Annotated in this window: 8 protein-coding genes; 7 read left to right on the top strand and 1 reads right to left on the bottom strand. The window is 34.6% G+C overall.

Going from position 1 to position 13,849, the window contains the following annotated elements; all coding sequences use genetic code 11:
* Positions 1-97: 97 nt before the first annotated feature.
* Positions 98-3,748 carry a hypothetical protein gene (locus AAEO57_RS00740; RefSeq protein WP_341688477.1) on the top strand — a complete coding sequence of 1,217 codons (3,651 nt, stop codon included), beginning with the start codon at positions 98-100 and terminating at the stop codon, positions 3,746-3,748.
* Between the two features lie 137 nt (positions 3,749-3,885).
* On the opposite strand, the gene AAEO57_RS00735 is transcribed toward AAEO57_RS00740, so the two are convergent.
* The gene (locus AAEO57_RS00735; protein WP_341688475.1) at positions 3,886-4,149 is read right to left on the bottom strand and encodes an integrase core domain-containing protein; all 264 of its coding nucleotides are present in this window, start codon (positions 4,147-4,149) and stop codon (positions 3,886-3,888) included.
* A gap of 337 nt (positions 4,150-4,486) precedes the next feature.
* Between AAEO57_RS00735 and AAEO57_RS00730 the strand changes: the two genes are divergently transcribed.
* The 6 genes from AAEO57_RS00730 to uxuA all read left to right on the top strand — a co-directional run bounded on the left by AAEO57_RS00730 (position 4,487) and on the right by uxuA (position 13,809).
* Complete coding sequence (locus AAEO57_RS00730) at positions 4,487-5,359, top strand: inositol oxygenase family protein (protein ID WP_341688473.1); 873 nt, start codon at positions 4,487-4,489, stop codon at positions 5,357-5,359.
* A gap of 58 nt (positions 5,360-5,417) precedes the next feature.
* Positions 5,418-8,558 (top strand): beta-galactosidase, LacZ type, encoded by a 3,141-nt coding sequence (gene lacZ / locus AAEO57_RS00725; RefSeq protein ID WP_341688471.1) that lies wholly within the window; start codon positions 5,418-5,420, stop codon positions 8,556-8,558.
* 245 nt (positions 8,559-8,803) lie between these two features.
* Positions 8,804-9,952, top strand: a complete 1,149-nt coding sequence (locus AAEO57_RS00720) for an acyltransferase family protein (protein WP_341688469.1) — start codon at positions 8,804-8,806, stop codon at positions 9,950-9,952.
* A gap of 62 nt (positions 9,953-10,014) precedes the next feature.
* Entirely contained in the window at positions 10,015-11,652 is a 1,638-nt protein-coding gene (locus tag AAEO57_RS00715; protein WP_341688467.1) for a sodium/sugar symporter, read from the top strand.
* A gap of 43 nt (positions 11,653-11,695) precedes the next feature.
* Positions 11,696-12,511: an SDR family oxidoreductase gene (locus AAEO57_RS00710; RefSeq protein ID WP_341688465.1), complete on the top strand. Its 816-nt coding sequence runs from the start codon at positions 11,696-11,698 to the stop codon at positions 12,509-12,511.
* A 119-nt stretch (positions 12,512-12,630) separates the two neighbouring features.
* Entirely contained in the window at positions 12,631-13,809 is a 1,179-nt protein-coding gene (gene uxuA, locus AAEO57_RS00705) for a mannonate dehydratase (RefSeq protein WP_341688828.1), read from the top strand.
* Positions 13,810-13,849 lie beyond the last annotated feature (40 nt).

The raw sequence follows: 13,849 nt of genomic DNA, 5'->3' as shown, positions 1-13,849 counted from the left end.
ATACTAAATGCAAAAAGCCAGTTTTTGAAAAAGAAACTGTTTTTCAAAATTGAATTAAAAGTATAATTCTTACATTTGCCGATTCTAAATTTGAACTATGGAGAATTTTATTCTTTTTGCATTAATTGTATGTGTTGTTGTTTTATTTAATAATCTTTCTAAACTAAAAACAGAAAATGAACATTTAGATTCTCTGTATAAAAGAAATAAAAAGGATTTTAATGCCTTGAAAGAGGAAATTATTGAAATCAAAAAACAACTGGAACATCCTGAATTTGTTGCTAAACACACGAATGAAAAAGAAATAATTCCCGAACACTTACAAGAAGTTGTTACTCCGGTCATTCCCATACCACTCGATGTTGTTGAAGATGTTGTTCAGACTGAAATAAACACTCCTGTGGATGAAGCTCTCGAAAAAATTGCTTTGAGCTACGAAAAACAAACGGTTTATAATGAGGATAAAAAAGAAAGTGTTTTACCAATAGAAAATCCTGAACTGGTTGAAAATATTGAAATTCATGAAACACATGAATCAGAGCCACAACTGGAAATGTTGCCTCAAAAACAAGAAGAAGAGATTTATTTAGAAAGTGCATTTTCGATTCTAATAAAAAAACTGGAAAAGCAATTTGCCGAAAACTGGACCGGAATTTTAGGAACGGCCATTATGGTTTTAGGAATTGGTTATCTGAGCATTTACACAGCTCTGAAAGTTTCGCCAATGCTTCGAGTTTTAATTCTTTGGCTTTATGCCGGAATTTTGACGGGTTCGTATTTCTTCTTGCAGAAAAAAGAAAAATGGTTTAAAACCGGGCTCTGGCTTCGTAGTGCAGGGGCAAGTTTATTTTTGTTTGGCTGTTTTGGTGCTTCGCAAATTCCGGCGCTCACGTTTATACATAGTATTCCTCTCGCTTATTCGCTTATCGGTATTGGAATTACAATCAATTTATATGTCGGTTACATTATAAAACAACAGACTTTCTTATCACTTCACGTGATTTTGAGTGTCCTGATTTTATGTGTAATTCCGGAAAAATTTTTAATTACTTTTTTATTAGCGTCAGCAACTGCTACAGCCGGAATAATTTTATCCTATAAAGAAAAATGGGAATATCATTTATTGATTGTTATTTCAGCCTTTATCATATTTGACATTTGGTTTACCCAGGGAACAAACACTCTAAGTCCTTCTCAAAATATCTTTGCCATAATTGGTATTATTCTGGTTTCTGTAAGTTGTATGTACATGCAATACCGAAATATTTATACAAATACACGTTTTGACAGAATTGCTTTTATAACGCATTTGACCAATTGGATTTTATTTGCTTCAGGTTTAATTTTACATTCAACCGGAAGTAAAATCAAGATTTTTGTTTTATTTGCAGCAGCCATCATTTGTATTTCTGCGACTCTTTTTGCTCGAAAGAAAAAGATTTTTTGGCTATATCATTTAGACGGAATGGTTTCGTTCATACTTTTCGCCTTAAGTATCATAATGTTGAATGACTGGAAAGTAGGCTTTGATGTTATCGCTTGTGGATTGTACTTTTTAATGATCTCTTGTTTGTTTGTAGTTTACAAAAGCAAAGAAATTTTACTGCATAAAATATTTTTAGCACTCAATCATATTTTCTGTCTAGTTGCTTTTGTCTTTTTTGTGATGTACATCTATCCGTCATCTGAACAAAGTAACATTACAAATTCTTTTACCACTCTGATTGTGATGCTTTTTATGACGTTACTGGTTCCTGTTCTTTGCGCTGTGAAAAAAGAGTTTTTTGAAATAGATGCTTTCATCATTAAAAAAGATTTAAGCTTAAACGGTGTTTTCTCTGTTCTTTTTTCTATACTATTTTTTATAAGCTGGTACCATACAATTGAGATTTCGTTTTATTACCCTGTTTTATTTATTACTTTATTGTGGTGTGGTTTGCGATTCAGATTCAAAACGAACACTTTTGATCTTGGCAGATTTATCTTTTTAATCATAACTATTGTCACTGGAACAATATTAGTTCTCACAGAATCAAAATCTAATTTAGATATTGTTTTCTCTTTAGGAATTATTGCCGCAATAACAAGTAACTGGTTTGTAAAATTATTGTATAATGATGACTCTGTCGTTAAAACTATTGGAATCATTGGTATAAATGGCCTATTGGTTTCACTTTTATATAAATATTTAGCACCTTATACTATTATACAGATTTTTGGATGGTTTGGAATTGTTTTATTAAATCACGAATTTTTATGGATTCAGTTTAAACGAAAAACACTTAGAACTGAAAATCAAATCTTGCTTTACGGTTTTTGTCTGGCATTTTCGATATTTGGAAGTGCTTTATTTGCTTACAATACCCGATTTTTAACTTATACCGAAATTGGATTAATAGCTGTTGGACTATCTATAATTGAAATCTATTTTTTATTTGCAGACAAGATCAAGAACAAATCGAATGCTGTTATTTCAGGCTGGGGTAATTTCAGTATATTAAATTCTGAATTCATTGTTTTTAACGCTTTGGTTTTTGGATTTGCCTGTATTCAAATGGACTATATTCCTGTTTATTTAGGAGGTTTGGCATTGCTCACTTTTTGGGTTTTTCAAAAAATTGAAAGACTTAAACGTTATAATATTTACTCTTTTGTATTTCTAATTGGCGCTTTATTACTAAGTCTTTATTTAGCCGCTTTTGAGGCCAATACAGTTAGCAAAAACATACTATACACTACTCAGGCAATACTTGTTTTATTATCATTTGGTTACAATTACCTGCAAATAAAAAGCCTAAAAGAAGAAGGCAAAATGTTTATTACATTTTTACCTGTCATTCAAAACTTATGGGTAATCTCTTTATTTTTTATTCAGATTGATATAGCTTATTTAGCTCCTGTATTCATGCTTTTGGCAATCCTGAATTTTGGTCTGATACTATACAGAAAGATAGAATTCGCTCCGGAAGCTGTTTTAGGTATTTCAGCTTTATCTATTGCAACTTCTATTTTTTACAGTATCAGAGAACTCAATGATTTTAACTTGTTAGCATGGAGTCTACAACTTTTCAGCATCGTCTTATTGATTGTTTTAGTACTTCTGATAAACAAAAAAGAGTTTATAAAATCACTAAAAATAGATTATCAAATTGTAATAAATATTTGGCTGTCTACCATTATGTTCACACAATTAGAACACAAATGGCTTCCTGTATTCTGGGCGACAACGGCTATAATAAACATAGGTCTTTTTTATAAAAAAATAGGAAACAAAAAAGAAATCAGTATCGTATATTATTTATTGGCAAATTTTCATTTAGCTTTTATTAGTTTCACTTATTACGAATCTAAATTTGAATATGTTTATCTCATCATATTTGCGCTGTTGGCATTGTATATTTTTATTGTTTATAAGTACATCAAAGATTTCGAATTTAGAAACAGTATCATTATTTATCCGGCAACTTTTAGTATCGGATTATTTTTGTATCTCTCGTTCGACAAAGGAATCTTAACTTTCTTTTGGATTTTAGAATCTTTGGGATTACTGGTACTGGGAATTATCCTGAAAGAAAAATATTTCCGTTACGTTTCACTTTCTTTAGTGGGCGTTTGTGTAATCCGACTCATGTTTTTCGATTTGTCAAATGCAGATTTCCTGATCAGGGCTTTAGTTTTATTGGGCGTTGGAATAGTGCTTTTAGTGATGAATACTTTATTTAAAAAATACAAAGAACGATTTGATTAAAAATTGTAACCACTAAAATTTTTCCATTTTTAATCTTAGAGACGCATGGTAGAGAAACACTACTTTGCGTCTCTAAGATTATTATGTAATGTCCCGTCTTAAAAAAACGATACAGATTATTAGATAAAATTAAATATTTAAACAGTAGCAAAAACGTTTTTGCTACTGTTTTTTGTTTTATAAGTTCTCATTTTAATTTTGCTTTGAGAATGCATTTGATTCGGAGTGATCATGTAATTTGAATAATGAGGTCTGATTTCATTATAAGCGACTGCTTCCTTGACAATTTGGTTTGTTATTTGTGTTGTTTGATTGTATCTATCAATGCTAAATTCTTGTTTTAAAATTCCATTTATTCTTTCGGTTACAGCATTCTGGTAAGGATCTGAATTTTGAGTCATATTGCATAAAACCTCATTTTTAATAAGCTCTTTTTGGTTTTCCTCCGAGGAAGCTTATCAAGTAGAAAAAAACAATATTGAAATTCAAAATTCCAATTGGAAAGGAAGATACTTTAAAACCCCAAATTCCAATCGCTCACAGATTTGGGATTTGGGATTTGTTTTTTACTTTCCTAAACATTGGAATTTGGAATTTCAGTATTGAAAATTTTTTTTACAATTTATTGCTGTAAAATTCATACAGAATTAAATTCTATCCATGTTTTTGATGTATTAATCCATTTTAAACCGTATATGTAATCCTATTTTTGTCTTATAACTTTTAAAATAAAATCTTATGAAGAAGAATATAGACACAGATAATCCGTTGCATAATTTAGATGAATGGGAAGATGATTTGTTACTACGTTATCCGGATCCTTCTGAACCTGTAAAAGAAAAAGAAGAATTTAGAAATTATGTTGATTCAGAAAGAGTAGAAACAGTTAGGGAATTTTACAGAATAAACCATACCTATCAGACGTATGATTTTGTATGCAGTAAAGAACAGGAATTTTTACAGTTCAATAAAAAACAAATGTCAATCTGGGAAGCAGTTGACTTTTTGAATACACTTGTAGACGACAGTGACCCGGACATTGACTTAGACCAGACACAGCACCTTTTACAAACTTCAGAAGCGATTAGGGCAGATGGTCATCCGGACTGGTTTGTACTTACCGGTTTTATACATGATTTAGGAAAAATTTTATGTTTGTTCGGAGAACCACAGTGGGCTGTAGTAGGAGATACTTTCCCTGTTGGCTGTGCATATTCTGATAAAATTGTGTATCCTGAATTTTTCAAAGACAATCCGGATTATACAGATGAGAGATTCAATACTAAATTTGGCGTTTATACTGAAAATTGTGGTCTGGACAAAGTAAAAATGAGCTGGGGACATGATGAATACCTGTATCAGATCATGAAAGATTATTTACCTGAACCGGCTTTATATATGATTCGCTACCACTCATTTTATTCACAACATAAAGAGAATGCCTATGCACATTTGATGAATGAGAAGGATATTGAAATGTTTGACTGGGTACGAAAATTTAATCCGTACGATTTATATACAAAAGCGCCTGTTAAACCAGATGTAAAAGCATTATTGCCATACTATAAAGAATTAGTTGCTAAATATTTGCCGGAAAAACTGAATTTCTAAAGTGGTACTATTTCTAAAATTTGTAATTCTTTCTGTGGTAAGATTTAAAATTGTATAAATGCAAAAAATCAAAACGAAAATATTTTTATTTGGTCTGTTAGTAATTTTTGTTTCAGGTGCTGTAGGACAGGAAAAAGACAGAAATGACTGGGAGAATCCGCAGGTATTTCAGATTAACAGAGAACCGGCACGAGCGTCTTTTCTTCCTTATGCAGACGAAGCATCTGCCGTAAGCGATCAATATGAAAACTCACCCTGGTATTTTTCCCTGAATGGTAAATGGAAATTTTCCTGGTCCCCAACACCCGATCAACGGCCAAAAGATTTTTACAAAACAGATTTTAGTACTTTAAACTGGAAAGAGCTTCAGGTGCCCTCCAACTGGGAACTGCATGGTTACGGCATTCCGATTTACACCAATATTACGTATCCTTTTGAAAGAAATCCGCCATTTATCAATCACTCTGATAATCCGGTCGGATCGTACAAAAAAGATTTTATTTTGCCTGAAAATTGGAAAAAAAGACATGTTTACCTTCATTTTGAAGCAGGAACATCGGCTATGTACATTTGGGTAAACGGAGAAAAAGTAGGCTACACAGAAGACACCAAAAGCCCTGCCGAATTTGATATTTCGAAATATTTGAAACCAGGAAAAAATGATGTGGCTGTAGAAGTATATCGCTGGAGCGATGGTTCATATCTGGAAGATCAGGATTTCTGGAGGCTTTCGGGTATAGACAGAAACGTATATTTATACAGTACCAATGACATTCGTATCGCTGATTTTTTCGCAAAACCTGATTTAGATGCCAATTACAAAAACGGAAGTTTAAATATTGATGTCAGTTTAAAAAACATGAGTTCTGTTACTGTAAACAATCAGAAATTAACAGCGAAACTGATTGATGCCGCAGGGAAAACAATTTTTGTTAAAGATTTAAAAGTGAATTTCGAGGCAAACAAAACTCAAACAGTTAGTTTTTCTCAAAATGTTTCCAATCCAAAATTATGGAGTAGTGAGATGCCGAATTTATACACGCTCGTGCTATCATTAAAAGACGAAAAAGGCAGTATAATTGAAGCAACTTCAACACAAATCGGTTTTAGAAAAGTAGAATTAAAAGGAGGGGAATTACTTGTAAACGGTGTCAGATTAATGGTTCGCGGTGTCAATATTCACGAACATAATCCGGTAACAGGACATTATCAGGATGAAGCCACGATGATGAAGGACATCAAAATGATGAAGCAACTGAATATCAATTCGGTGCGCTGTAGTCATTATCCGAATAACATTTTATGGGTTAAACTTTGTAATAAGTATGGCTTGTATTTGGTGGATGAAGCCAATATAGAAAGCCACGGAATGGGAGTAGAGGGACAGCCTCTTATTTGGATGAATCCGAAAACGAATCCGGGCCATCTTCCGGAATGGCATGCCGCTCACATGGATAGAATTTACAATTTGGTCGAAAGAGACAAAAATGCTCCTTCAGTAATTATTTGGTCTTTAGGAAATGAAAGTGCCAACGGACCTGTATTTCATGATGCTTACAAATGGATAAAAAAGAGAGACAACACCCGTTTGGTGCAATTTGAGCAGGCAAAAGAAAATGAAAACACTGATATCATCTGCCCGATGTATCCTACAATTGCGTACATGAAGGAATATGCAGCACGTAAAGAAGTTACCCGCCCGTATATTATGTGTGAGTATGCTCATGCAATGGGAAACAGCACCGGTAATTTTCAGGAATATTGGGATATCATTCGAGGAAGCAAAAATATGCAGGGCGGTTTCATTTGGGACTGGGTAGATCAGGGATTTAAAATGAAAGATGAAATCGGTCGCGAATATTGGGCTTATGGCGGTGATATGGGGGGACAAAATTATACGAATGACGAAAATGGCTGTAATGACGGATTGGTTTGGCCGGATCGTACTCCGCATCCGGGTGCGTTTGAAGTCAAAAAAGTATACCAGGACATATTATTTAAATCTGTTGATATTAAAAACGGAGTTATTGAAATCATAAATGATTTTGGGTTCACAAATTTGGAGAAATACCACTTTGAATACCAAATTTTAGAAAATGGGAAAATCATTAAAGAAGGTACCCTTTATGTTTCCCTGAACCCAAAATCAAAAAAACAATTCAAAATTGATTTGCCAAAATTACAGGCAAAAGAAGGAGTTGAATATTTACTGAATGTTTTTGCTTACACCAAAACAGGTTCTGAATTACTGCCTCAGCATTTTGAAGTGGCAAGAGAACAGTTTGTGATCGAAAACGATAAATATTTTGCGAAGACAGAATCGAAAAAATCTTCAAAAATTCAGGATGAAAAAAATGAATTTGTTTTGAGTTCAGCAGAGGTTACGGTTAAGATCAGCAAGACGACCGGATTGATTTCGTATTACAGTTTAAAGGGTGAGGAATACTTTAAACAATATCCGGAACCTCATTTTTGGAGAGCCCCAACTGATAATGATATGGGAAATAAAATGCAGATTAGATGCAATGTCTGGAGAACTGCAGGAAAAAATACCACTTTAGAAAATATTCAGGTTGTGGAGGAAAACGGAAAGCAATATGTGATTGCAAAATTAAAGCTCAACGATGTTTTTTCAGACTATACAATCAAATATTCGCTAAATAATGATGGTGCTTTAGAAGTTCAGTCTTCATTTAAAAAAGGCAATAACCCTTTACCGGAAATGCCTCGTTTTGGAATGCTTTTCGTCTTAAAAAACAATTTTGAGAATCTGGATTATTACGGAAGAGGACCTCTCGAAAATTACTCTGACAGAAACACAGGAGCTTTGAAAGGGATTTATAAAAGTAAAGTAGCGGATCAATACGTGCCTTATACACGTCCGCAGGAAAATGGATATAAGACAGATGTTCGCTGGTTTTCGCTTTCCAGCAATAGTGGAAAAGGACTGGAAATAAAAGGACTGCAGCCTTTAGGAATCAGTACACTGAATAATTATCCAAGCGATTTTGACGCCGGAATTTCTAAAAAAAATATTCACGCAAGTGATATTACACCAAGAAATGAAGTCGTGGTTTGTGTGGACTTAACCCAGCGTGGATTGGGAGGAGACAACAGCTGGGGATTGCCACCGCATGAACAATATTTACTGACTCAAAATGAATACAGTTACGGATTTGTCATAAAACCAGTTGAATAATAACCAGAATAATTTGAGTGTGCCAAATTTTGCCCCTTTAAACACTTAATGTTTCACTTTTACATCCAATCACGTTCACTTATCTGAACGTGGTTGCTGTAAATTTTCAAAGATCAGAAAGAGAGTGACTGCCATACTTTTGGCAAATAGTGTTGTAAATCAATAAATACAAATATAAACAGAACAATAAGTTGATACTCTGTGCAGGAATCAACAGGTAAAATATGCTTTAAAATAAATCCGGTATGAACAAAATTATTACCAATAACAGATTAGTTTCTTTAGATGTTCTGAGAGGATTTGTCATGTTTTGGATTATGAGCGGTGAACATATTATTCACGCTCTGGCCAAAGCAGCTCCAATTCCGGTTTTTGTCTGGATGTCTTCACAATTGCATCATACTGACTGGGATGGAATCACGTTTTATGATATGATTTTTCCGGTGTTTTTATTCGTTGCAGGTGTTTCAATGCCGTTTTCTTTCGATAAAAAAATGAAATTGGCAGGTGTAATAGCACCAAGTGAACTTCCTTCACAGGAAAAGAAGAAAATATACTTGTCCATGCTAAAAAGGACTTGTATTTTGGTGTTTCTTGGATGTGTTGTCAACGGCTTGTTGCGCTTTGAGGGGTATGATCAAACCCGTTTTGCCAGTGTGTTAGGACGTATCGGAATCGCATGGTTTTTTGCCGGACTCATTTATTTAAATTTTGATTTAAAAAAGCAAATCGTCTGGTTTGCAGGAATTTTGATTGGTTATTATTTAGCGATGAAATTAATACCCGTTCCTGGATTTGGAGCAGGTGATCTAACGGCAGAAGGTTCACTGGAAGGTTACATTGACCGTCTTTTACTTCCGGGAAGGCTGCACAGTAAAGTATATGATCCTGAAGGTATATTTTCAACAATACCAGCCGTTGCGACAGCTTTGTTGGGAATGTTTCTGGGAACTTTTCTAAAAACCAAAGCAGATTTTCTTTCTATTAATAAAATCATATTGACACTGGTTACTTCGGCTGTTGTTTTAATAGGTGTAGGACTTCTTTGGGATTATGATTTTCCTATCAACAAACATTTATGGACCAGTTCATTTGTTTGTTTTGTGGGTGGATTCAGCATTCTATTTTTTACTTTTTTTTATTTTATAATAGATGTGCTCGGCTTTCATAAATGGGCATTCCCATTATTGTTAATCGGTTCAAATTCAATTTTAATTTATATGGCAGCTGAAGGTTTGGTCAATTTTAAACATACAGCAGATTATATATTTGGAGGGTTAATTAAATTCGCACCAACTGTCTGGCAGCCAGTATTTATAACCTTATCTGTAACATTTATACAGCTTGTTTTGCTTTACTTTTTATATAAGAAAAAATGGTTTTTAAAAATATAAACGATTTTTTTACCAAAAACTAACAACGACCAACTAATAACTATCAACCAAAAAACCTCATTATGAATACTTTACAAAGTGCAGATTACATCGTTTTTCTAATCTATTTTGCGATTGTTGTCTCCTACGGGATGTACATTTACAGAAGCAAGAAAAATGCAATGACCAGTTCCAATGACTATTTTTTGGCAGAAGGCTCACTTACCTGGTGGGCCATTGGCGCTTCATTGATTGCGTCTAATATTTCGGCAGAACATTTTATTGGAATGAGTGGTTCGGGTTTTGCCATAGGACTGGCGATTGCTTCTTACGAATGGATGTCGGCTGCAACGTTGATTATCGTGGCCATGTTTATTTTACCTGTTTATCTTAAAAACAAGATATTTACGATGCCGCAGTTTTTGGCAAAAAGATACAACGGTACCGTAAGTACAATTATGGCCATAATCTGGCTGTTGATTTATGTCTTTGTAAATTTGACGTCCATTATTTATTTGGGTGCTTTAGCTATTTCATCTATAGCGCCTGTGAGTTTTCAGTTTTGTGTGATTGGACTAAGTTTGTTCTCTGTCATCGTAACTTTAGGCGGAATGAAAGTGATCGGATATACTGATATGTTTCAGGTAATTGTATTGATTCTGGGAGGTTTGGTAACGACTTATTTAGCCTTAACCTTATTATCCGAGCAGTTTGGTTTTGGAAAAGACATTCTAAAAGGACTTGCAGTTATAGCTGACGAAGCACCGGGACATTTACACATGATTTTAGAAAAATCAAACCCACATTATACTGAATTACCGGGAATGTCGGTACTTGTGGGAGGAATGCTTATCAATAATCTGGCCTATTGGGGTTGTAATCAATACATTGTTCAGAGAGCTTTGGGAGCCGATTTAAAAACAGCACGAAAAGGAATCTTATTTGCGGCATTTTTAAAATTATTAGTTCCTATTATTGCCGTTTTACCGGGTATTGCCATGTATGTTATGCATCAAAACGGAATGTTTCAGCAGGAAATGGTAGATGCAACAGGAGTTTTAAAACCGGATCACGCTTACCCGACATTGATGAATCTATTGCCTGCCGGATTAAAAGGAGTCGCTCTTGCGGCTTTAACAGCTGCAATTGTAGCATCTTTAGCAGGTAAAGCCAATAGTATTTCGACTATTTTTTCTTTAGACATATATAAAAAGTATTTTAACCGAGAAGCAACTGAGAAAAAACTAGTACGTACAGGAAGAGGCTGTGTAGTTGTCTGTATGATTATTGCAGCTGTTGTGGCACCACAATTAAAATCACTGGATCAGGCCTATCAGTTTATACAGGAATATGTTGGTTTCTTTTCGCCGGGAGTTTTAGCTATCTTTTTATTGGGAATGTTCTGGAAGAGAACCACACCAGCAGCCGGACTTGCAGGAGCATTGTTTACCGTACCCGTTGCTGCTGTATTAAAGTTTTTGCCAATGTGGACAAACGGAGCTTTCCCGGATTATCCATTTTTGGACAGAATGACTATTTCCTTCTTTATAATAGTAATTTTAATGATTGTAATTAGTCTTTTAAAGCCTTCATCAGAAGAACAGCAGCTAACACACAGTATAGAAGTAGACACATCAATGTTTAAAGTTTCTTCTGAATTTATCATCGGATCTTTTATCATTAGCGGAATATTGGTAGCTCTATATACCGTTTTCTGGTAGTAATTTTTATTCAAACAAATAATTAAATTTAAAATAGTAAAAAGTGAATACAGTTTTTTCATTACAGGGAAAAGTAATAGTGGTTACCGGTGCTACCGGAATATTAGGTGAAGCTTTTATAAATGGAATTGCCGATGCAGGAGGGATTGTAGGTGTATTAGGCAGAAATGAAAAAGTTGCCAATGAAAGAGTGGAAACTATTATAAAGAATGGAGGAGAAGCCATTGCCCTAATTGCCGATGTTACAAATGAAGAGGATCTTATAAAAGCACGTGAGATATTGCTCTCTAAATACGGAAAAATTGACGGACTGGTAAATGCGGCCGGTGGAAATATGCCCGATGCTGTTATTCAGCCCGGACAGGATATTTTTCAGTTGAACATGGCGGCGTTGCAGCAGGTAATGAATCTGAATTTGTTCGGAACCATATTACCCACACAGGTTTTTGGTGAAGCGATAAAAAACACAGGAAGCGGAAGCGTGGTAAACATTTCATCAGTTTCCTCAGAACATGCTTTGACAAGAGTGTTGGGGTATAGTCTGGCAAAATCGGCTATTGATTCGTATACAAGATGGTTTTCGGTTGAACTGGCCAATAGATTTGGCGACAAAATACGAATGAATTCTATTGTACCGGGCTTTTTCCTGACCGAACAAAACAGAAGACTTTTAACAAATGAAGACGGAAGCCTAACCGAAAGAGGCAATCTGATTATTCAAAACACACCTTTTAGTCGTTTTGGAAATCCGGACGAACTAATCGGAGCTTTGATTTGGCTGCTAAGTGATGCTTCCAAATTTGTTACAGGATCAAAAGTAACTTTAGATGGAGGATTTTCTGCTTTTAGCGGAGTTTAAAAAATATGTCAGGCTGAGTCCATTCGGCTTCGCTAGGATAAATTAGTCGAAGCCAATTCGATTTAGAAGCCATCAGTTCCGCTCAGAATGAATTTTAATAAAAATATTGTTATATGAAAATGACACAAACCTGGAGATGGTTCGGACCGAATGATCCGGTTACATTACAAGATATTAAACAGACGGGGGCTGTCGGAATTGTGACAGCACTGCATCATATTCCGAATGGAGAAGTCTGGACTGTTGACGAAATCCTTAAAAGAAAAAGCGAAATTGAAAACAGCGGATTAATATGGTCTGTAGTAGAGTCAGTTCCTGTTCATGAAAACATCAAAACGCAAACAGGTAATTATAAAATTTATATCGAAAACTACAAACAAAGCATCCGAAACCTGGCAAGCTGCGGTATTTCTATTGTGTGCTATAATTTCATGCCGGTTTTAGACTGGACAAGAACTGATCTGGCTTTTGAAGTAGAAGACGGTTCAAAAGCTTTGCGTTTTGATACTGCTGCTTTTGCCGCTTTTGATCTTTATTTATTAAAAAGACCAAATGGAGAAAAGGACTATTCTGAATTACAGAAAAACAGAGCCAAAGATTATTTAGGCCAATTGTCTGATAATGACAAAACAAAACTCATCAAAAATATCATTGCCGGTTTGCCGGGAGCGGAAGAAGGTTATACACTGGAACAGTTTCAGAAAACATTAGACACTTATACAGGTATTGATGCTACAAGGTTAAAGGAGCATTTGGTTTCTTTTTTAAGAGAGATTATCCCTGTTGCTGAAGAAAATAATGTATTAATGTGCATTCATCCGGATGATCCGCCTTACCCAATATTGGGATTGCCAAGAGTGGTAAGTACAGAAGCAGATTTTGATTATTTGGCAAAAGAAGTTCCAAGCAGAAATAACGGAATCACATTTTGCACTGGTTCACTTGGTGTAATTCAGGAAAATAATCTGCAACAAATATTCAGGAAATTTGCTGACAGGGTACATTTTATTCATTTAAGAAGTACACAAAGAGATGAATTAGGAAATTTTTACGAAGCCAATCATTTAGAAGGAAATGTAGATATGTTTGCCGTTGTCAAAGAAATTCTAACTGAACAAAAACGCAGACAGGAAGAAGGAAGAGCAGATACAGCAATTCCGATGAGACCGGATCACGGGCATCAGATGCTGGATGATTTGCATAAAAAAACAAATCCGGGCTATTCTGCAATTGGAAGATTAAGAGGACTGGCTGAGTTAAGAGGATTAGAGGAAGGAATAATTCGTTCGATGAATTAAAAAATAAATCATACTTTGAATGGATTCTATTTAAGCTTTA

The organism is Flavobacterium calami, from assembly GCF_038290035.1.
In the GTDB taxonomy this organism is placed as follows: Bacteria; Bacteroidota; Bacteroidia; order Flavobacteriales; family Flavobacteriaceae; genus Flavobacterium; species Flavobacterium calami.
Note: the sequence above shows the minus strand (reverse complement) of the source record. Positions and strands in the feature narration are given on the sequence as shown.